At 70.9% G+C, this 20,208-nt stretch carries 21 protein-coding genes and 2 pseudogenes; 14 read left to right on the forward strand and 9 right to left on the reverse strand.

Translation table 11 applies throughout. The features are described 5' to 3' along the window. Positions 1-15: 15 nt before the first annotated feature. Positions 16-453, forward strand: a complete 438-nt coding sequence (locus OG871_RS38935) for a hypothetical protein (RefSeq protein ID WP_371493494.1) — start codon at positions 16-18, stop codon at positions 451-453. A 698-nt stretch (positions 454-1,151) separates the two neighbouring features. Here the strand turns inward: OG871_RS38935 and OG871_RS38940 are convergent. Both OG871_RS38940 and OG871_RS38945 read right to left on the reverse strand, forming a co-directional pair. Continuing rightward, on the reverse strand, positions 1,152-2,387 hold the full coding sequence (locus tag OG871_RS38940) for a serine hydrolase domain-containing protein (protein WP_371493493.1): 1,236 nt from the start codon (positions 2,385-2,387) through the stop codon (positions 1,152-1,154). 226 nt (positions 2,388-2,613) lie between these two features. Next, the gene (locus tag OG871_RS38945) at positions 2,614-3,531 is read right to left on the reverse strand and encodes a LysR family transcriptional regulator (protein WP_371493492.1); all 918 of its coding nucleotides are present in this window, start codon (positions 3,529-3,531) and stop codon (positions 2,614-2,616) included. Between the two features lie 120 nt (positions 3,532-3,651). Here OG871_RS38945 and OG871_RS38950 point away from each other — a divergent pair, with 120 nt between their 5' ends. Both OG871_RS38950 and OG871_RS38955 read left to right on the forward strand, forming a co-directional pair. Beyond that, positions 3,652-4,254: a maleylpyruvate isomerase family mycothiol-dependent enzyme gene (locus OG871_RS38950; RefSeq protein ID WP_371493491.1), complete on the forward strand. Its 603-nt coding sequence runs from the start codon at positions 3,652-3,654 to the stop codon at positions 4,252-4,254. A gap of 38 nt (positions 4,255-4,292) precedes the next feature. Beyond that, a complete protein-coding gene (locus tag OG871_RS38955; RefSeq protein ID WP_371493490.1) occupies positions 4,293-4,430 on the forward strand; it encodes a hypothetical protein in 138 nt (45 codons plus the stop codon). 97 nt (positions 4,431-4,527) lie between these two features. Here the strand turns inward: OG871_RS38955 and tnpA are convergent, their stop codons facing one another. After that, entirely contained in the window at positions 4,528-4,956 is a 429-nt protein-coding gene (gene tnpA, locus OG871_RS38960) for an IS200/IS605 family transposase (protein ID WP_371493489.1), read from the reverse strand. Between the two features lie 50 nt (positions 4,957-5,006). On the opposite strand from tnpA, the gene OG871_RS38965 reads away from it, so the two are divergent. Then, on the forward strand, positions 5,007-6,206 hold the full coding sequence (locus OG871_RS38965) for an RNA-guided endonuclease InsQ/TnpB family protein (protein ID WP_371493488.1): 1,200 nt from the start codon (positions 5,007-5,009) through the stop codon (positions 6,204-6,206). Positions 6,207-6,251: 45 nt separating this feature from the next. Next, complete coding sequence (locus OG871_RS38970) at positions 6,252-6,605, forward strand: DUF1772 domain-containing protein (protein WP_371493487.1); 354 nt, start codon at positions 6,252-6,254, stop codon at positions 6,603-6,605. A gap of 278 nt (positions 6,606-6,883) precedes the next feature. Here the strand turns inward: OG871_RS38970 and OG871_RS38975 are convergent, their stop codons facing one another. Both OG871_RS38975 and OG871_RS38980 read right to left on the reverse strand, forming a co-directional pair. Beyond that, positions 6,884-7,801, reverse strand: a complete 918-nt coding sequence (locus tag OG871_RS38975; RefSeq protein ID WP_371493485.1) for a hypothetical protein — start codon at positions 7,799-7,801, stop codon at positions 6,884-6,886. Between the two features lie 124 nt (positions 7,802-7,925). Further along, entirely contained in the window at positions 7,926-8,522 is a 597-nt protein-coding gene (locus OG871_RS38980; RefSeq protein ID WP_371493484.1) for a TetR-like C-terminal domain-containing protein, read from the reverse strand. A 100-nt stretch (positions 8,523-8,622) separates the two neighbouring features. Between OG871_RS38980 and OG871_RS38985 the strand changes: the two genes are divergently transcribed. Together OG871_RS38985 and OG871_RS38990 are read left to right on the forward strand one after the other, a co-directional pair. Next, positions 8,623-9,843 carry an alpha/beta fold hydrolase gene (locus OG871_RS38985; protein WP_371493483.1) on the forward strand — a complete coding sequence of 407 codons (1,221 nt, stop codon included), beginning with the start codon at positions 8,623-8,625 and terminating at the stop codon, positions 9,841-9,843. A gap of 125 nt (positions 9,844-9,968) precedes the next feature. Beyond that, positions 9,969-10,121, forward strand: a pseudogene (locus OG871_RS38990) (transposase); the annotation flags it as partial. Positions 10,122-10,713: 592 nt separating this feature from the next. Here the strand turns inward: OG871_RS38990 and OG871_RS38995 are convergent. Next, the gene (locus OG871_RS38995) at positions 10,714-11,709 is read right to left on the reverse strand and encodes a hypothetical protein (RefSeq protein WP_371493482.1); all 996 of its coding nucleotides are present in this window, start codon (positions 11,707-11,709) and stop codon (positions 10,714-10,716) included. Here OG871_RS38995 and OG871_RS39000 point away from each other — a divergent pair. Further along, positions 11,708-11,902, forward strand: a complete 195-nt coding sequence (locus tag OG871_RS39000) for a hypothetical protein (protein ID WP_371493481.1) — start codon at positions 11,708-11,710, stop codon at positions 11,900-11,902. The genes OG871_RS38995 and OG871_RS39000 overlap by 2 nt on opposite strands. Positions 11,903-12,012: 110 nt before the next feature. Further along, positions 12,013-12,828, forward strand: coding sequence for a hypothetical protein (locus tag OG871_RS39005; RefSeq protein ID WP_371493480.1), 816 nt, complete (start codon positions 12,013-12,015; stop codon positions 12,826-12,828). A gap of 43 nt (positions 12,829-12,871) precedes the next feature. On the opposite strand, the pseudogene OG871_RS39010 reads toward OG871_RS39005, so the two are convergent. Beyond that, positions 12,872-13,108: pseudogene (locus OG871_RS39010) on the reverse strand (transposase); the annotation flags it as partial. Between the two features lie 392 nt (positions 13,109-13,500). On the opposite strand from OG871_RS39010, the gene rho reads away from it, so the two are divergent. The 3 genes from rho to OG871_RS39025 all read left to right on the forward strand — a co-directional run bounded on the left by rho (position 13,501) and on the right by OG871_RS39025 (position 16,467). Next, positions 13,501-15,030 carry a transcription termination factor Rho gene (rho, locus tag OG871_RS39015; protein ID WP_371493479.1) on the forward strand — a complete coding sequence of 510 codons (1,530 nt, stop codon included), beginning with the start codon at positions 13,501-13,503 and terminating at the stop codon, positions 15,028-15,030. Positions 15,031-15,207: 177 nt separating this feature from the next. After that, positions 15,208-15,414 carry a hypothetical protein gene (locus tag OG871_RS39020; RefSeq protein WP_371493478.1) on the forward strand — a complete coding sequence of 69 codons (207 nt, stop codon included), beginning with the start codon at positions 15,208-15,210 and terminating at the stop codon, positions 15,412-15,414. Between the two features lie 720 nt (positions 15,415-16,134). Next, entirely contained in the window at positions 16,135-16,467 is a 333-nt protein-coding gene (locus OG871_RS39025; RefSeq protein ID WP_371493476.1) for a hypothetical protein, read from the forward strand. A 325-nt stretch (positions 16,468-16,792) separates the two neighbouring features. Here the strand turns inward: OG871_RS39025 and OG871_RS39030 are convergent, their stop codons facing one another. Further along, positions 16,793-17,254 (reverse strand): hypothetical protein, encoded by a 462-nt coding sequence (locus OG871_RS39030; protein WP_371493475.1) that lies wholly within the window; start codon positions 17,252-17,254, stop codon positions 16,793-16,795. Between the two features lie 256 nt (positions 17,255-17,510). Continuing rightward, on the reverse strand, positions 17,511-18,071 hold the full coding sequence (locus tag OG871_RS39035) for a TetR/AcrR family transcriptional regulator C-terminal domain-containing protein (protein ID WP_371493474.1): 561 nt from the start codon (positions 18,069-18,071) through the stop codon (positions 17,511-17,513). A gap of 27 nt (positions 18,072-18,098) precedes the next feature. Between OG871_RS39035 and OG871_RS39040 the strand changes: the two genes are divergently transcribed. Continuing rightward, the gene (locus OG871_RS39040; RefSeq protein WP_371493473.1) at positions 18,099-18,389 is read left to right on the forward strand and encodes a hypothetical protein; all 291 of its coding nucleotides are present in this window, start codon (positions 18,099-18,101) and stop codon (positions 18,387-18,389) included. A 116-nt stretch (positions 18,390-18,505) separates the two neighbouring features. Beyond that, positions 18,506-20,062, forward strand: a complete 1,557-nt coding sequence (locus OG871_RS39045) for a phosphatidylinositol-specific phospholipase C domain-containing protein (RefSeq protein ID WP_371493472.1) — start codon at positions 18,506-18,508, stop codon at positions 20,060-20,062. The last annotated feature ends 146 nt before the right edge of the window (positions 20,063-20,208 follow it).

Below are 20,208 nucleotides of genomic sequence, written 5' to 3' on the forward strand. Positions count from 1 at the left end.
TCGGCGAGGCGCTTGGTGTCGTTGCCTCTCCGGCCGCCCGCTGCGGCCCCGGCCCCGGCCCCGGCCCCGGCGCAGGCGCAGCCCTCGGCCCCCAGCCCGCCCAGGGCCGCCAGCAGCCGCCCTGGCGGCCGCCCCACGCCCGCTCCGGACCCGCCGGCCCACCCAACAACGCCCCGACCCGCCGAACAGGCCGCCGACGCCATCGCCGCGCTGCGCCACATCCGCACCCCGGCCGCCGTCCTGGAGTCCGCACTGCACCTCGCCCAGGCGCTGCTGGACCGGCCCGCCGAAGACCCGCTCCTCCTGGAGGCCGCCGAGGGCCTGGCCGCCGTCATCCCGCAGTACCTCGCCGCCGCCCATACCCCGGCGCCCGGTCGGCCAGCCGAGCCGCGCCGTCGGCTGCAAGCCGCTCCGACGCCGACGACTGGCGGGACCGGCACCCTGCGGGCCTGAGCCCGACTCAGGACGCCGGCGGCCCGCGGCGGGTAGTGTCCCGGGCAGTGTCTGAGCCGCCGTCAAGGCGCGCGTACGGGCCCGGCGAGGCGAAAGAGCCCGCCGGAACTCCCCGGGTGTCTCCCCGGGGCCGTCCCCGGGTGCTGCCCCGGGAGGATCTCGTGCCAACGTTTCGACATTTCCCCAGCTCAGACCCAAGATTCGGCCTGCCCTGGATCGCCGACTACCCTCTCCCTCCCCTTGTTCCCTTGTCTTTGGTGTTGGTGGGTTGGTGGGTGTGGGGGGTAGGTGCGGTCTCGGGTTCGCTCCGGGTCCGGCGGGCCCTGCCTGGACGCTCCCGGGCCGCTGTGGCCCTCCCCGTGGCCGGGTGGCCGCGCGCCTCCCGCAGGTCGGCGCCGACGGGCCAGGGCGGTGGGCGGCGGCTGGGTGTCGGTGGTGTGCGGTAGATCAGGTAGATCAGCACCAGCGACGGCGACGGGGGAGCGGGCGTGACTCCTCCCCCGGCTTTGGCCGGGGGAGGAGTCACCCACCCGTACGTGGCTCTGCACATCAGCTCGTACGCCGACACCAGGTGTGGCAGCGACCCGCCGCCGGCGACGGGCGTGTCGGTGAGGAAGACCTGGTGGCGCATCCCTGTCTGACAATGCGCGCCCGTCGGGAATTGTCAGACAAGGCCTACGGGTGACCCTGCCGGTCGCTCACCCCCGGCCGGCGCAGGTCCCGGCGTCGACGAGGTCCTGCCACGCCTTTCCGCTGGCCGCCGGGTCGGAGGAGCCGTAGAAGTTCACCGACATGGCGAACTGGCGCTGCCCGTCCGCCGCGCCGAACATGCCGGTGTGGTAGCCGGGGATGCCGCCGGTGAGGCCCCAGTACAGCCCGCACGGCGTGTCGTACCGCTGGAGGCCGAGACCGTAGTCCTTGCCGTCGCCCAGGCCGGTGGTCCGCTGCATCTCGGCGAGTTCGGCGGGGCGGAGCAGCTTGCCGCCGAGCAGGGCGGCGATGAACCGGTTGAGGTCGGCGGTGGTGGAGATGCCACCCCCGGCCGGGCCGGCCCAGGAGGGGTTCTCCAGGGTGACGTCGGCCGGCCCGGCGGGCAGCTGGAGGTAGCCGTGGGCGTGCGGGCCTGGGATGAACGGCGAGCTGACGGGCATGGAGGTGTGGGTCAGGCCGAGCGGGCGGACGATCCTGCGGTCCACCTCCTCATTCCAGGTGTGTCCGGTCACCTTCGCGATGATCATCCCGGCCAGGACGTAGTTGGTGTTGGAGTAGTTCCAAGCGGTGCCGGGAGCGGCGAGCGGAGGGAACCTGTTGGCGATGTCGACCAGGTCCTGGGCCCGGTAGTCCTTCCACCGGCCGCGCTCCGCCCAGTCCGGCTTGGTGAAGTCGAACGCCGGGTCATCGGTGTGGTTGGGCAGACCGCTGGTGTGGTTGAGCAGCTGGCGCACCGTGACGGCGGCGCCGTTCGGCACCTCGCCGGGCAGGAAGCGCTCGATCGGATCGTCCAGGCCCAGCCGGTGCTCACCGACGAGCTGGAGGACCACCGTGGACACGAAGGCCTTGGTGACGCTGCCGATGCGGAAGCGGCCGTTCTCGTCGACCGGCGCGCCGGTCGCGACGTCGGAGGTGCCGGCCGCGCCCTTCCAGGTCGGGCGGGAGCCCTCCCGGACGGCGCCCAGCGCGGCCGAGGCGCCGCCCTGCTTCACCATCGCGGCCACCGCGGCGTCCAAGGAACCCCGGTCCACCCGGGGGGCGCTGCTCCCGGCCGTCGGGCTCGGGCCGACGTCGACCGGGGTGCCCTGCGCGGTCGCTGCCGGTGCCGCGGTGGCCAGCAGGCCCGCGCCCGCGAGCGCCGTCACGGCCATCCGGAGTCGCCGACGGCGCTGGCACGTTCCCGGCGTGCCGCGGTCCGACTGCATGCCGCTGTTCCCCGTCATGTGCCCCGCCCTTCCGAACGGGCGGTGCCTTCGGCGTCCGCCCAACTACGTGACACTCTGTCAGTTCGCTCCGGAAGTGGTCCTCCGCCCCAGGTACCGTCCGCACCCGATCCCTGCCGTGGCGTCTCCCCCTGGATGGGTAGGCCTCAGGTCGGGGACGGCCCGCCAGCCATCCGGATTCTGCCGGACGTACGGGGCAGGCAAGATCCGGAAGAGACGTCCTGCCCTACGGCGTGGGTGCCTTCGGCAGGGCGTCGTGCAGCCGGGCGAGGAGCGCCCGGGCCGCCGGGCTTGCGGGCCCGGCGGCCGGCCAGGCGAGGACGATGCGGGCACGGATCCGGGGCTGGACGATCGGCAGGGTGTGCAGGGGGGCGGCCATGCCCGGCGTCTCCTCGTCGATGGGCATGACGGCGACACCCAGGCCCCGGACGGCGAGCTGGGCGAGCACGTGGGGGGCCGCCGCCTCGAAGGCGACCCGGGGCCCGAACCCGGCCTGCGCGCAGGCGCGTTCGAGCGCTGCCCGGACTCCGGTGCCCTGCGGCAGGCAGATCAGCGGGCGGTCCCGCAGATCCGTCAGGGGGACATCGGTGCGGTCGGCGTCGGCGAGGAGCGGATCGCCGACTGCGACGGCGACGCCGAGCGGAGCGTCGATGACCGTCCGGTAGGACAGGCCGGGCGGAGGTTCTTCGCCAGGGGGTCCGAGGAGAGCGATGTCGATCTCACCCGCCAGGAGCGCGGCCTGCATCCGATCCGAGGCGTCCTCGGTCAGTGCGATCTCCAGGCCGGGGTGGGCGTCGTGGAAGTCCGCGAGGAATGAGGCGACGTCGAAGGCGTGCCCGGTGGCGCCGGGAACCAGTCCGAGTGTGACCCGGCCGCGCAGCAGTCCGGCGTGCTCGTCCACCGCGTGCCGCACCGCGTCCGCAGCCGCCAACGCCGCTCGCGCATAGGGCAGGACGGCCCGGCCCACCTCGGTCGGCGTCACCGACCGGCTGGACCGGTCGAGCAGGGTCTGCCCCAACTCCTTCTCGAGCTGGCGGATCTGGGCGCTGAGCCCCGGCTGGGTCAGGTGCAGTCGGGCAGCGGCGCGGGTGAAGCCGCCCTCCTCGACGACGGTGACGAAGTAGCGCAGCTGGCGAAGCTCCATAACTCCTGATTCTAGATCGCAGCACATCCATCTATTGGACATGCGGTTCGGCCGGACCGCAGAGTTGATCACATGGAGAATGCGATATCTCGAAGGCGCAGGAACGCCGAGGTCAGGGCCATGATCGCGGCGGAACGCCAGGATCTGGCCGATCTGCTCGACCGCCTGAGGCCCGCCCAGTGGGACGAGCCGAGCCTCTGCGCGGGATGGCGGGTCCGTGAGGTCGCAGCCCACATGTCGATGGGGTTCCGGCTCTCCCTGCCAGCGACGATGGGCGAGTTGGCCAGGGCCCGGGGAAGCCTGCACCGCATGACCGACCGTGTCGCACGCCGGGACGCGGCTGCCCATTCCGCGGTCGAACTCGCGGCGTTCCTGCGGGAGAACGCTCACCACCCCTGGACTCCGCCGGTCGGTGGACTCCAAGCCGCGCTCGGCCACGACGTGGTGCACGGCCTGGACATCACGATCGCCCTCGGCCTGGACCGGCGTGTCCCCGAGGACCGGCTGCGGGTGCTGCTCGAAGGGATCCGACCCAGCGGTCTGAGGTTCTTCGGCGCCGACGTCGGCGGAGTGCGGCTGTGTGCCGAGGATCTGGACTGGTCGTACGGATCAGGTTCCCCCGTGTACGGCGCCGCCCAGGACCTCCTCCTGCTCGCCTTCGGCCGCAGGCTTCCGCCCGGCCGGCTCCGGGGCGAGGCGAGAAGCCGCTTCACCGCCGTCTGAACGCAGACACCGCTCGCGCCCCCAGGGGAGAGGCATTCATGCGCACCCGACTCCTCCAGGGACTGTCCCTGTTCTCCACCGGCCTGCTTGCCGGCGCCTTCGGCTACGGCGCCGCGAACCTCGTCCCGACCTTCAACGCCGTGCCACTCGAGATGAGACTCGACTTCCATCCTTGATCTTCGCAGGGAATCCCGGCCTTCAGGCCGGGCGGGAATGCGATCCCTGGCACGGAGGCGCGGAGCGCCGGAGGTCTCTGCGCCTCCGTGGTGACGGTCAAACGGGGCGCTTCTGGTTCTCGATGTAGTCCTTGACGATGCTGAGCGGTGCGCCGCCGCAGGACCCCGCGAAGTACGAGGGTGCCCAGAAGACGGACCCCATGCCGATCCGGTTGATGCGCCCGGTGTACTCGGCCCGCAGGTAGCGGGAGCTGACGCCCTTGAGGCTGTTGACCAGCTTGGAGACGGAGACCTTCGGCGGGTAGTGCACCAGGAGGTGGACGTGGTCGCCCTCGCCGTTGAACTCCCGCAGCTCCGCGCCGAAGCCGTCGCACACGTCGCGCATGATCATCTCGCAGCGCGTCAGCATCTCGTCGTTGAAGATCTCACGCCGGTACTTGGTGACAAACACCAAGTGTGCGTGCAGGTTGGAGACGACATGGTTTCCCCGCCGTATATCGGGGTCTGGTTCCCAACGTGGTGACATGGGCCAAGCGTAGTATGATCAATCGTCAGCACCGGGAGGGGGTGGACCGGATGATCCGTGCATACAAGTTCCTCATGCGGCCCACCGTGGGTCAGACACAGGCACTCGCCGAGATGCTGCGGGATCACTGTTCGCTCTACAACGGGGCGTTGCAGGAACGCCGCGACGCCTACCGGCACCCGTCGAAGACGAGCGTCAAGTACGGGATGCAGTCGGCGCAGCTCAAGGACATCCGGGCATTCGACCCGGAGCGTCAGGGCCGGTGGTCGTTCTCCTCCCAGCAGGCGACTCTCCGCCGTCTCGACAAGGCGTTCGCGGCGTTCTTCCGCCGGGTCAAGTCCGGTGAGACGCCCGGCTACCCCCGGTTCCGGGGTGTGAACTGGTTCGACACGGTCGAGTTCCCGAAAGACGGGGACGGCTGCCGGTGGGACTCCACCCCGCACGACCCCGTCACTCGCGTCCGGTTCCAAGGCGTCGGACACGTCAAGGTCAATCAGCACCGGGCCGTGGTCGGCAAGGTCAGAACCGTCAGTGTCAAGCGCGAGGGCCGCAAGTGGTTCGTCGTGCTGACCGCCGAGCAGGACCAGCCCGAGCAGCTGCCCGCGACGGGCAGCGTGGTCGGCATCGACCTGGGCATAGCCAACTTCCTTGCCGACTCCAACGGCGAGTTCGTGCCCAACCCGCGCCACGCCCGCACCGTCGCCGCGAAGATCGAAGCCGCACAGCGGGCCCTTGCCCGGTGCAAGCGGCGCAGCAACCGCCGCCGCAAGGCCGTGGCCAAGGTCGCCGACCTCCACCGCAAGGTCCGCCGCCAACGCCTCGACCACGCCCACAAGACCGCCCTTGGACTGGTCCGCGCGCACGACTTCATCGCGCACGAAGACCTCAAGATCCGCAACATGAGCAAGGCCCCCAAGCCGAAGCCCGACCCCGATCAGCCGGGCGTTTTCCTGCCCAACGGGTCCGCCTCAAAGGCCGGACTCAACCGCAGCATTGCCGACGCCGGATGGGGGGTGTTCCTCGCGGTCCTGCACGCCAAGGCTGAAAGTGCCGGACGGGAATTGATCGCCGTGGACCCCCGCAACACCTCCCGGACCTGCCCCGAATGCGGGCACGTCGCCAAGGAGAACCGGCCCGCACAGGAGAAGTTCCACTGTCAGCGGTGCGGCCACCACGCGCACGCTGACACCGTGGGAGCACTCAATGTTCTACGGGCCGGGCTGGTCCGTCGCGAAGCCGTACCGGCATAGCGAGAAGCCCCCGGCCTCAGCCGGGGGAGGAGTCACGCCGAGCTGATGAAGATGAACGGGATCACGGTGCAGGGTGCCATGGCGGTCTCCGCCCTCAGCTCCCTCGCCCTGGCCGCCCTCACGCGCGGCAGGCCGCGAATCCTCGCGACTGCGGCCGGGTTCCTGACCGTCGCGTCCTTCCTGATCACCCGGTTCGGGAACGTCCCGATCAACGGCCTCATCAAGCAGTGGGCCGCCACCGCAGCACCGGCCGACCATGCGGGCATCCTGCGCCGCTGGGAGCTGTTCAACGACGCCCGTACCCTCGCCGCCGCGGTGGCGTTCGCCCTCCTCACCGTCCTCGCCCTGCGGGAGACGACTCCATCCCCGACGGCAGACAAGCCGCAGGAACCGGCCTGATCTCGCGGCCGGCGCGGCGCTGTCCGTAGGGCGGAGCCGGGGCTCGCTCGGTGCCGGGAACCGGACAGCTGATCGGGCTCCACGCACCGCACAACGAACGTCCTGCGGCAAGCATCCTCACGCTGGCCGCCGTGCTCCGCGTGGAGTCCCTCGCGGCGAGCAGCCGCTCCTCTTACAGGGCGATGACGGGGCAGGGGAGATGGTCGCCGTCCGACGTGCCAGAAGGTCTGATGACGTCTTCCTGTGGTCCGTCTCCCGGTTGCCTGGACGAGGCTGACCTACCCGACCAGGCGGCGGCGCCAGTCCAGGGGGGTGATGGTGATGGCCTGGCCGGGGTCGTGGTCCCAGTCGGTACGCAGGCCGGCTGCTTCGAGGGCGGCCACGACCTCGTGGCCGATGGCTGTGGTGGTTGCGGGCGAGCCGTCGAAGCCGCCGTAGAGGAGCGTCAGGCCGTGGCCGGCCGCGGCGGAGTCCGTGCACTGGGTGTGGAAGTAGACGAAGCCGCGGGTGTCGGGGCCGCCTTCGCCGCCGATCTCGGACTGGCCGCAGCTGCGGCAGCAGGCGAAGTGCTCGCGGGCGGTGATACCGGCCTCCTGCAGGGCGGTGAACGCGCGGGTGAGCCGCTCAGGGTCCGTCTCGCCCTGCCAGTCGGCCTGCTCCGCCAGGCGCTCCAGCCACATCCGGTCGGCCAGCACCCGCGCCTGCTCACGCGACACGGGCCGGCGCTCCGCGGTGACCAGGTAGTCCTCGGCGAGCTCCGCCAGAGCGGCGCGGGTGACGTAGCCGCCGGCCAGCGTCTCGCGGAGGCGCTGCTCCAACACCGCGCGGTCGTCGTCGTCCAGGTCGAGCGGCGGTACCTCGGGGGTGGGGCCCAGGTCCAGCAGCGACCAGGCCAGAGTGGTGTCCCAGCCGGGCGTCCGGGCGGCCCAGCCGGTCATTGCCGCGGTCACCGTCTCGGGACTGTCGACCATCACCTGGAAGTGCTGACCGGCGGGGCCGGCGCGGTGCTGCAGCGTGTAGTCCCCGCCGGCCTCGTGCCAGACCTGCGTGAAGACGTCGGGCAGATCGGGTATCCGCTGGACGACCAGGAAGCGGTCCCCGTCACCGCCGATCCGTTGGACCAGCCCGGCCAGTTCCTCGGCGGACACACCGACGTGCCGCTCCCCGTTCTCGGTCTCCACCACGATCTTCAGCATCCGCAGACTCTGACACATCCCCCCGACAGCAGACCTCCCGGGACCGCGACCGCCCAGCGGCCCGCCCCGCCCCGCTTCGGCGTCCGGTCCGGTAAACAACGGCTCCGTCCGCGCCCACGGCGCGTCAGTCGACGGCAGAACCCGCACGTGCGCTGCCGAGCAGTCTGTCGACGAGGAGCTCGGGGTAGCCGGTGGCCGGAGGGTCGATGCCGAAGATCGCCCGCAGGTAGAACGGTGCGATGAGCTGGTCGAGGATCTGCTCCAGGGGTGGTGGGTTCTCGCCCCGGGCCGTGGCCCGCCGGCGGATCTGCTCGATGGAGTGCATCCGGCGCCGGAAGTGCTGCGCACGCTCGTCCTGGGCCTGGGCGCTGTTCGGCATGGACAGGATGACGGCGCGCACGAGGGCGCGCCCTTCGGGTGTGCGGATGCTCGCGACGCTGGCTTCGGCCCAGGCGAGGAGGTCGCCGCGCAGGGTGCCGGTGTCGTTCAGCGGCGAGTCGCGTTCGAGGCGGGTGGTGACCATGTCGGCCAGAAGTGTGTCGAGGCTGCCCCAGCGCCGGTAGACGCTGGTGTGGTTGACGCCGGCGCGTTGCGCGATCGCGGGGATGTTGAGGTCTTCGCCCTCCGGGTCGCAGAGCAGGTCGATGACCGCCTGGTGGACGGCCGCGCGGACCTGTTCGGGGCTCTTGCGGATGCGTGTGGTCGGTTGTTTCGGAGTCACCCCCACATCGTAAGCACAGATGTTTGCTTCGAGTATCCGGAGGGGCTACAGTTCTCGCCGTAAGCACAGATCCGTGCTTAAGGGTCCTGAGGAGTGTCCGATGAAGCAGCTGCTGTTCCCGAACAACATCCAGTTCTGGTACGAGACCCTGCGCTCGATGAGTCACATCGCCTACGGCGGCGCCGACTTCGGCGAGGTCGTCGCCACCGGTGAGCGCATCACCGAGGGTGACTACGCCAGCTGGTACACCGAGTGGCTGGCCACCGCCGACCGGGTGTCCGGCGAGGCCGAGAAGGCACTGGCGGCCGGTCACCGGGTGAGTGCCCGGGACGGGTTCCTGCGGGCGTCGAACTACTACCGGTCGGCCGAGTTCTTCCTGCACGGCCACCCCTGCGACCCGCGTCACGACCACGCCTACGACCGCAGCGTGGCCTGCTTCCGAGCGGCGGCCGCGCTGTTCACCCCGATCATCGAGCCGGTCGAGATCCCGTACGAGGCCACCACCCTGCCGGGCTACCTGTACCGCGTCGACGACTCCGGGACCCCGCGGCCGACGCTGATCATGCACAACGGCTTCGACGGCACCGCGGAGGAGCTGCACTTCTTCGGGGCGATGGCCGGCGTCGAGCGCGGCTACACCGTGCTGGTCTTCGACGGCCCCGGCATGCCCGGGCCGCGCCACCACGAGGGCCTGGTGTTCCGCCCCGACTGGGAGAACGTCATCACCCCCGTCGTGGACTTCGCCGAGACCCTCCCGGACGTCGACAACAACCGCATCGCACTCCTCGGTATCAGCATGGGCGGCGTCCTCGCCCCCAGGGCCGCCGCGTTCGAGCACCGCCTGGCCGCGCTGATCGCCGTCGACGGCCTCTACGACCTCGGCCAGACCTCCGTCCGCAACATCCCCGGCACCCGCGAGGAGGCCGAGCGGCTCCTGCGCGCACAGTCCGCTCCCGAACTCGACGCCGCCCTCGAACAGATCATGGCCAAGGACCCGATCGCCCGCTGGGCGATCAACCACGGCATGTACGTCATGGGCGTCGACACCCCCCGGGCCTTCAACGCCTCCTACCTCGACTACACCCTCGCCGACGGCATCGCCGAACGGATCCAGTGCCCCACCCTGGTCTGCGACGCCGAAGAGGACATGTTCTTCAAGGGCCAGCCCGAACAGCTCTACGACCACCTCACCTGCCCCAAGACCCTGATGGTGTTCACCGCCGAGGAAGGCGCCGGCGCCCACTGCCATCCCGGCGCCATGCGCCTGACCCAGGCCCGCATCTACGACTGGCTCGACGACACCCTCAAGGCGACCGCCTGAGGAGCTGACGACCCGACACCGCGACGGGGCCCCCGGCCGCGGACCATCCGCCGAGCGTCGTTCCCGCCGAGGCACACCGCGCGGTGGACAGCCGGAAGGCCGCCACCCGCAGGTGACGCACTCACCTCGGCCGCCACCGCTGGGTGATCGAGAGGACCGTCGCTTGGCTCGGCGGATTCCGTCGGCGCCACCGCTGATACGAACGCAAAGCCGACCACTTCGCAGCCTTCGCCACCATCGCCGCCACCTTCATCTGCCACCGCAGGCTCACCAAATGAGATGACTTCTAATCAGCACCTCCCGCGCAATGGGGAAGCTCGACGCCGACCAGGAACCGGCAGCGGACACCGCTCAGGCACCCAACTCCTGACCCCTGTAGCCCGTGGCCGCGAAATCCCCCTCGCGGCTACGGCTCTGGTTCGGAAGCTCGCCGACCGCGCCGGTCAGGCCGCCCCGGCCGGACCGGCACGTGTGCCGGGCCCGGCCTGTTCGGTTCACCTGCATGTGCGGCGGCCGACCTGTTTGGCAGATGTGGCCTTCCTCCCGGCGCCAGGAACTGTCTTCTGAGCGGAAGCGGCGGTCTTCTTCGCTGCCGGAGCGGTGGTGGTCCTCTTCGCCGCAGCCGTGCTCCTCCTCGCGGGTGATCCTCCCGGCGTGGAACCGGCCGTCCCGACACGGCAGGCCGCTGCGCCCTGCCAGGTGTCGCGCGCCAGAGGGCTCGCGCGGAAGGCCAGCACCGTCGAAGGGACGGCGCCGGCCTTTCCGCTGCCTGTCGCCCGAGTGTGGCGAGGGCGGTGTGTACGGCGCGGCAGGGTTCCTCGGCGCGCAGCCGGCACGGACATCGGCCCCGGCGCGGTCGGCCGTGGCGGCTCAGGCCGTCGCCGGTGCGCTGACCGGCTTGGCGAACGGCGCGGCGATCAGCGCGGCGATCCGGTGCCGCCGCCACAGCAGCCAGTACAGGCCGGAGACACTCGACCACGGGTACGTGTCACTGAACCCGCCCAACGCGGCGAAGTGCGGTGCGGCCGCAGCGTGCCGGCCCGACAAGGCGAAGGCGGCGGCCAGAGCGGTGTGGGCCTTGATCCAGCTGAAGCCCGGCCGGAAGTCCGGGTGCCACACGGAGGCTGCGGCCGCCTTGGCCAGGGTCTCGCGTACCCCCGGCCGCCCCCAGTAGGTGAGGTCAGCCTTCTCCGCTGCCCACATCCAGTGCTCCAGGTGGGCCTCCACCGTGATCAGGTGCCCGAGCCCGCCGGGGGCGGCTGTGCGCCCGCACTTGCGGGCGAACGCGTGTGCCGCCTCCCAGTTGCCGCCCCACTTCGGGCAGAGCTGCTGCAGGAACTGGCTCTGCGCGCGGTAGTGGCGCGGGTCCACCGCGGCGAGGCTGTCGTAACGGCGGCGTGCCTCGCCCTGGCCGAGTTGCAGCCCGCGGGCGGTCATCAGCTGCAGGTACCAGCCGAGCGTGTGGCCCGGGTCGACGCTCACGGCATCGGCCAGCAGCAGTTCGGCCTGCCGCAGGTGCCCGTGGAACCGGGTGAACTGCTCGCGCGAGACGTACCGGGCCCGTGCGTGGGTCCGGATCCGCCAGCCGGTTGCGATGTGGTGGTGGGCCAGCAGGGACCGTGCCAGCACTTTGTCGGGGCCCTCGCCGGATGCGGCCAGGGCCGCCTCCAGCATGGTGTCGGCGCCCGGACTCTCCGCGACGACCTGGGAGGCGACCGCCGCGTCGTCGCCGTCCAGGCCGGCGAACACCGTGCTGACGGAAGACCAGTTCCCCGCGACGGCGGCCGAGCGCAGCCGGGCGAGCTCGGGGAAGGCGGCGTGCGGGGCGTGGACCGGCCCGGTGAGCAGTGCGGTGATGGAAGGCATGCGCAGGATCGTAGGACCGGTGGTGATCATTCCCCGTGGCTGGCTGCCGGTCGTGCATGCCGGCCGCCTCACCCGGGACTGCCGTCGCCACCTGCGTGCACCGGAGAAGAGCGAACTGTCCGCACCACAGCGCACCTTGGCCGTCGTGCCGATCCGCTTCTGCGCAGTCATCGCCAGGGCGAACGTCGCCTGAGCTTGTGCTTTAAGGCCGGACCGGGCCAGTAGCGACGTGCGGCACCGGGTCGCTAACCGCCCCGAACAAATCCGCTGGCACCGAGACCTTCAGATGACAAGACTGCACTGGTGACGACCCTGCCGCCGTTGCCCGGCCCGTTCCCTCTGCCGGTACAGGACCCGCGTGCCCGCGACGTCGTCCTCGACTATGCGGACATGCACGCCCTGGTGGCCGACCTCGCTCTGCCCAACGGCGCGTCGATGTACGTCATGAGCGCGCTGGAAACGTCCCGCGAGCTCATCCGACACTCCTACTACCGGTACGAGTTCGCCACCGTCGCCGTCACGCATTCCCTGCTCGCCCTGGAGAACGTCCTCGCCGAGCGTCTGGCCATCGACAAGCCACTGCGGCACCTGATCGAGCGGGCCGCCGACGCGGGGCTCATCACGGCAGGCCTCGCCGCCGAACTCGACCGCAGCCGACTGCTGCGAGACAGGCTCACGCAGGGCTCCGTGACAAGTGCCGCTCTCCTACAGGCCCAAGCCGTCGCAATGGTGCGTGCCGTCTTCGATGCCGTCTCCCTGCTCCTTCGCCTACCGTCCGCGGCAGAGACGACAGCCGTCCGCATGAGCGGAGCACAGCCTGAAGACCGACTCGCCCGGTTGTCGGAGGAACATCGGCGCGCTCTGTTCCCCGACGGCTTCCGCGGCGTGGACATTGTGGGCGTGGAGCTGATCCTCTTGGACGCCAACGTCGCCGGCCTCATCCAGAGGGAGCTGAACGGCGGGCTCGACGACAACGGCATCGCCAACCTCTGGTCGTGCATCGCCGACCTCGACAAGATCGTTCCCCTGATCAACTCGGCTTACTGCGCCTCCTACTTCGCGAAACTTCGGACGCTTGCCAAGCTCGCAGCAACACGCTACATCCCCACTGCGACCTGACCCGTGGAGTCGAAATTGCAATCTCCCACGACCCTCGTCGGGATCTGACCCGGTCGCGTTCGATGATGCTCCCGGGGCGTCTGACGATCTTGCCCACGTCGTAGCGGGCGGCGGGCTGCTTGTTCTTCGAGCCGAGTGGTCGGCCTGGGCCCGGCCGGGTCGGTTTCGGCACTCGGGCCGGGCAGGGCAAGGTCGCGCGGAGGTTCCTGAACCCACGGCGGACGCGGGCTGGGGTGAGCCTGTGCGGTTCGGCTGGTCGTTCCCAGGAGCGGCGGACGTCCTCGCCACGGGACGCCGCTCGACCGCACCTGGCGCGCTCGGCAACGGGACGCTACACTGGCGGATGGCCTAACAGGGGTGCTTGCCTGGAGACTCGGCAAGTTCAGCATTCTGCCACCACCTGGCCTCCTTCACGGAACGCCTGACCCATCCCCTCACAGGCCTGACAGGCACGGTCCAGCCACACCGCCGAGCCCGTCCCGCCCAGGCCCCGCCCGATGCCGCCCGGGAACCCCACAGCGGCACAGATCTTGCGAGCGTTCAGGGCCCAGGCCACACAGGGCGGAACTCGCAGCGATCCCCGCCGTGCCCGATCGCGGTCGCGCGTGACACGTGCAGCCTCGGCGGCCGCGTGGACCGAGACAAAACCGCGCAGCCACCGGGCAGACCCGTATGCCGGCACCTCGCCGACCGGGGCACACCGCTCTGAACACCGCTCTGACCAGTGACGGCAGCGCCCATTGGAGGCTGCCGCACCCCTCAACACCACATCAACCGGAGTACCTTCTCGTGACCACAGCAACCGAACCCTCAACCACCCCCCGGACCACCAAGTCCGAGCCGAACGCGACGACCGACCTGGACAGCCTGCTGAAGCCCGACCTCCAGCAACTCGCCTCGACGCTCGGCGTCCCCGGCGCCGCCCGGCTGCGCAAGGGCGAGCTCGTAGAGGCGATCACCATCACGCGCTCCGCCGGCCGTCCGGCAACCGGCCACCGACCAGTCAGCCCCGGTGCTCGACCTACCCCGCCGGCGCAGCGCACCCGCAGCCGGTCGCAGGTGCCCGCCGCTGCGGACGGCGACCTCGTACCGGTCGCCGGCGTCCTGGACATCCGCGACGGCCACACCGTTCTGCGTACCTCCGGATACCTTCCCGGCCCCGCCGACCAGCACGTGTCCACCGCCCAGGTCCGGGCCCTCGGCCTGCGGCCCGGTGACGTCCTGACCGGAGCCACCCGCCCCCACACCACTGCCGATAACCGGCCGTCCTTGGCCCGCATCGACACCGTCAACGGCCGCGCCGCAGGCGAGCCCCAACTCCGGCCCGCATTCACCGAACTGACGCCGCTGTACCCGCAGGAGCGTCTGCACCTCGAAACGGACCCGAAGCACCTGACAGGCCGAGTCATCGACCTCATCGCCCCGATCGGCAAGGGCCAGCGCGGCCTGCTCGTCGCCCCGCCGAAGACCGGCAAGACAATGATCATGCAAGCCGTCGCGGCAGCGGTCACCCGCAACCATCCCGAGGCCCACCTGATGGTCGTCCTGGTCGACGAGCGCCCAGAGGAAGTCACCGACATGCAGCGCTCCGTGAAGGGCGAGGTCATCGCCTCCACGTTCGACCGGCCCGCCCGCGACCACATCGCCATCGTCGAACTCGCCATCGAGCGCGCCAAGCGCCTCGTCGAACTCGGCCACGACGTCGTCGTCCTGCTCGACTCGATCACCCGGCTCGCCCGCGCCTACAACACCGCAGCCCCCGCCACCGGCCGCACCCTCACCGGCGGCCTCGACTCCGCCGCGATCCACCATCCGAAGAAGCTCTTCGGCGCAGCGCGCAACATCGAGAACGGCGGCTCACTGACGATCGTGGCCACCGCCCTCGTGGACACCGGCTCCCGCATGGACGACCTGATCTTCGAGGAGTTCAAGAGCACCGGCAACATGGAGCTGCGACTGGACCGCCGCCTCGCCGACAAGCGCCTCTACCCGGCCGTCGACGTCCGCGCGTCCGGCACCCGCCGCGAGGAACTCCTCCTCGGCCCCGCCCGTACCTCCGCCACCTGGACCCTGCGCCGGGTCCTCAGCGGCCTGGACACCCAGCCTGCCACCGAGCTGCTCCTCGACCGGTTGAAGCGAACCGAAAGCAACTCCGACCTCCTCCGCCAGGTGATCGCCAATTCGCCCGCCCGCGCAGCGTGACCGGTCGGGAAGCCGCCGACCAGAGCGGCCGCGCGGGCAGAGGCCGACCGGGACTGCGGAGGTCACGCCGGGAGCGTGGACCACGAAGCGCTGCACAGCCGACAGGAACCCAACCGGGGCGGGCCCGCTACCGGCGACCACCTGCCAGGCCCCAGCCACGTGGCATCGGGCCTCCTCGTGCGAACTGGTGAGTGCACGGCGCCCGTCGCCGACCGTGTCTCGACCCTGCCCGACGGCCAAGACGGCTACGAGGCGGCCTACCAGGCCCGCCTGGAGGACTTCGCGATCCGCCACCGCGAGCGGCTGCAGCACCTGTTCACCCGATACGGCCCCCAGGGCGAGCCCGGTTCGCCCGGCCGGATCGAGATCCTCGACCCCCCATGAGCCTGCCCCTGTGGGTGTGACCTTATCTCGCGGCATGAGCGTGAATCGGCGTGTTTTCGGGGTTTCCGGCCTCCGCATCCGGATTGGTCCAACCACTGCGAGGGCTGAGCCGCTCCGTGCGGACCGTGTCCGGGGTGTCCGTGCGTTCCGGGTTCGGTGACGCATGGTGGTCGTTCTCCCGGCCGCCGGGGCCCTCTCGGGGCCGCCGGGCGCGGTCCGGTCACCCCGTTGAATTGACGGGTCGTCGTGAATGCCCGCCGTATTCCGCTCCCGAACGCGGCTGCTATTCCTTCGGGAAGAGCCGGTCGGGCGGTCCAGGATTTCCGGTGGATACCTGTCGGGACTCCCGGTCGCGGCCTCGGGGGCGGTGTTGGCGGTGGTCCGTCCCGGGCGACCTCCGCCCGGCCTGGCGCTGCGCCGCCCTGCCCGCAGCTGCGCGCCCGGTCCGCCGCTGGCCTGCCCCGTCCCGGTCTGCCGCCGTCCGCCGTCCGGGCCGCCGGGTGCCGAACTTCGAGTAGATGCTGTACGGCAACGCCGTGCTGCTGTGCGTCTGCCTGCACCGGTGGCGGGCCGTCGGCGATCGACGGCCGTGCCCCGTTCCGCTCCGGCTTGTCCGTCCGCACTCCCGGCAGCTCCTGGCGGGCGGGATGTGCAGAGGGGTTGGAACCGGGAGGGGGGTGGTGCCGTCCTGCGGGTGTGGAAAGACGGTCAATCGGGTGCTTGGCACCGGCGCTGCTGACGGTGTCGGCCGCGCTGATGCTGTCCAGCACGCTCTTCACCGCGGAAGCGGAGGGTCCACTCTTCGCGGGCTTCCACGACAACACCTCCGACGTCGCGGCGCTGCTCCTGGGGTCTGGCGTGCTGCTGCTGTTCGCCGGAACGGCCGTCGGCATACGAGCATCCGGGCGCGGCCGGATCGCAGTCGCCATGGTCGCGGTGACGCTGCTGATGTTCGGCGCGTTCCGGGTGGCGGCGGTAGCGCCGATGCTGAGCTGCGACGGCAGCCGGATCGCCCAGCAGGCGGACGGCTCGTACACCTGCGTGGACGGCTGAGCCACCTTGAGTGCCGGGCGCAGCCCGGCTGCGCCTGCCCGCCGGGATTCCCGGTCGCGGTGTCGGCGGTGTCGCCGGCCCGGTGGTGGCCGTCGTCCCGGCCTGCCGCAGCCGCCGGGCCGGCACCCCACCGCGACTGTCAGGCCCCTGCGGCCTGGCGGGTGCCGGGGTTGTCACACCGTTTCGGTCACTGGGTGTTTGTGCTGGTCGGAGGGTGTGTCAGTGACTGGAGTGACTGAGGTTCGGGGTTGGTGTTGGGACGTCCTCTCTTCGGACTGCTGCGTCCGGCCTCCGTGCCATGTCCGGGGCGGGCGGGGGTGGTTGATCAGGTCGTGTCGTGTTCCTGCTCCTTGTCCTTGGGTCCGGTTTTGGTGTGCTGCGCTTGGAGGAAGGCGTGTCCGGCTTCGTGGAGGGTGTATTTGTGCCTCGGTGTGGGGTTGCCGGTGGGGCCGGCGCTCCAGAGCAGGCGCCCGCTGTCGGCGTCGACCGGGGGCGCGCCAGCGATGCCGGGGCCGCGGGTTGTGGCCGTGACGCGTACGTGGGCGCAGACGATGGACCCCTCGTTCTGGCCGGAGGCCAGGATCAGGCACAGCGGTGGCCGGTGCACGGGATCGTGGATGAGGCCCGCCGCGTGGGTCAGCAGCCGTTCGCGCTCGTCGGGGTCCGCAGGGCGGATGGTCAGCGGCCCGAAGCCTTCGTGCAGGTTCACGGCCAGCACGCCGTCGAACCAGACATCGATCGTCTCCTCGCCTTCGTGCCAGGCGGCGCTGCGCAGCAGCAGCGTCATGTGGCTGACGGTGTAGTGCCACAGGCGGAAGTACCGCTCCATGGGGAAGCTCGTCGACGCGGGTTCCGGGGCTTGATCACTCATCGCCCCATGATCACGGAACGCGTACCGCAAGGACAAGGTGCCGCCGCTCGCCGGCCCTGACCCGCCGCAGCGGCCGTCGTGCCGCCCGCCGCTGCGCCCGAGCCGTGCTGCTGGCCGTGGCCCGGTGGGACAAGCCCCGGTCGCTGCCGGGCTGTCCTGTCTCAGCGAGGTTTCACCAGTCTCGCTGGAGATTGACGACCGCGCTGCTCGTCTCGCCGAAGTTCGACTGGTCGCCCGCGGCGGCGATGAGGGCCGCCAAGCCGTCGAGGTGGCGGTCGAGGCCGAAGGTGAACAGGGATTCGGCGGACAGGTCCAGGCCGGGGTCGGTGCGGGCGGTGGTGAACGCCGGGAAGGTGCCGTCCGACAGCAGCGCGGCCATCCGGGCCTCCTGGACCTGCATCCACTGGTCGCTGGTGACACCGCTGGCGTGACCCGCCTCCTGTTCCGCCGCGAGGTCGACCGCGCAGCCCCGGACGAATCCGAAGAGCGAGACCGCCGCGTGCATGCGGGCGCCGGCGTCGAGGCCGAGGCCCTCCAGTGCCGCCAGGGCCCATTCGATATGGCGCATGCCGTTCGGTGCGAGCAGCGGCCGGGTGAGGTTCATCGTGGCCGCCAGCCAGGGGTGCTCCTGGTAGAGCCGCCACTGCGCCCGGGCCGAGAGGTCCAGGCAGGACCGCCAGTGCGGCGGGGCCGGGGTTGGCAGCTGCGCCTGCGCGTAGGCCGCGTCGACCATCAGCGCGAGGAGCTGGTCCCACGGGCCGTGCCCTCGGCCCCCAGCAGCGCCCCCAGGGCCGCCAGTAGCCGCCCTGGAGCCACCTCGCCGCCGTCCCGGCCCCACCGGCTCACCCCGGACGCCCCACAGCCTGCCCTGCGGCCCGCCGGGCAGGCCGCCGACGCCTTCGCCGCGCTGCGCCACATCCGCGCCCCGGCCGCCGTCCTGGAGAACGCGCTCTACCACGCCCAGGCCCTCGTCGAGCAGCCCCACGCTGGCCCGCTCCTCCTGGAGGCCGCCGAGGGCCTGGGCGCCGTCAGAACCTGCATTCCGGCCTAGCCGCGACCGCTTACCGCCTCCTGAACCGACGTCGAAGTGCGGCCCGTTCTCGTGAACAGAGCTACGCGCCCGGCCTCGGCCGTGCCTGCGGCCTTCCCCTCCCCCGAAAGGTGGCCATGCCCCACACCTCCGCCACGTCCGCCCGCCCGGCCTGCGCCGCTCTGCGGCGCCTGCCCCGCCTGCCCCGCCTGCGCCGCCTGACCCGGACGGCGATGGTGACCGCCGTCGCCACCCTCGCCCTGGCCGTGGCCCCGTTGGCCATACCGCACGCCGCCCTGGCCGAGGGGAAGGACAACCGCGACGCCTTCCAGAACCTCGGTTCGGCCGACCAGCAGGACTGGATGGGCAAGGTGGGGGCGACCACGCCGCTGACGGCGATGTCCATTCCCGGCACCCACGAGACGCTGGCCGTGCACGGGGGTTCCAGCGCCCAGACGCAGCAGGACTTCGGCGACAGCGCGGCGACGCTGTCCGCGCAGTTGGACCGTGGGATCCGCGCGGTCGATATCCGGGTCCGCATCATCAACGACAAGTTCGTGATCCACCACGGCACCTTCTACCAGAACGCCAACTTCGACGACGTCCTGACCAAGGCGAAGGCCTTCCTCTCGGCCCACAAGGGCGAGACCCTCCTGATGCGCCTGCGGGCCGAGTGCGACGGCTCCATCGGCAGCTGCTCGGACGACCATCCGACGGCGAGCCACACGGCCCTCTTCGACGCCTACGCGAAGCAGTACGCGGGCCTGTTCTACAACAACGGCAAGCGCAGCGAACCGCCGACGCTGGGCCAGGCCCGCGGCAAGATCGTGCTGTCCGTCTTCAACGCCGACAACGGAGGCTCCTACGGCCTCAACGGCTTCTCGGACCACACCGAGGACACCTGGAACGCCACCGACGCCCCGGCCAAGTGGAGCCTGGTCAGCAAGAACCTCGCCGCGGCCGGCTCGGCCCCCGCCAACCAGACCTTCGTGACCTACACCTCCGCGTCCCGGGCACCGTTCAACCTCGTCCCCTCCGAGTACGCGGGGGGCTACAGCGTCCTGCGCGGCAAGGACATGGTCTGGGTCGACGGCGTCAACGTGCGGCTGATGAACTACCTCAACAACGACACCGCCAACCGCCGGCTGGGCATCGTCATGATGGACTACCCCGGCTGGGCGCTGGTGCACAACATCATCGCCCGCAACGCCTACTACGACGCCCGGGGCACCAGCCCGGCGATCTGGCTGGTCAAGCCTGACAAGACCTACGTGGACAGCAAGTACGGCCGGTGCATGACCCGCGGGCCCCAGTTCGACAGCTCCGGGCAGGGCGGTGTGGTGCAGCAGCGGGCCTGCCAGAGCAACCCGCCCAGCAGCCAGCAGTGGCAGGCCGCCTATCCGTCCACCTTCGACAGCCTGGGCTACTACTGGATCAAGGCCGCCAACGGCCAGTGCCTGACCGTCCCGTGGAACAACGGGACTCCGCCGTCGGCCGGGATGGAACTGTTCTGGTGGCCCTGTGAGACCCGCTGGATCTCCGACAACCAGATGTGGAACATCATGCCCACCAATCTCGCCAACCAGTCGGCCCTCCGGTTCATCAACAAGTGGACGAACCTGTGCCTGATGGTGGATCCGGCGACCGCCTCGCAGTCGGGCGGCAAGGTCGTCCTGGGCAACTGCCCGGCCTGACCGGACCACCCCGCCACCTGGCCCGACGCTGCACCGCGTCGGGCCGGGCCCGGCCGTTCGAGCCGTACACGGACACGGTTACCCACCTTTCGAGCGAGGGCCGGCAATGAACCGGAATTCGAGCTCGGCGTTGGACGACACGGCTG

The sequence above is a fragment of the Kitasatospora sp. NBC_00374 genome, assembly GCF_041434935.1.
Lineage (GTDB): Bacteria > Actinomycetota > Actinomycetes > Streptomycetales > Streptomycetaceae > Kitasatospora.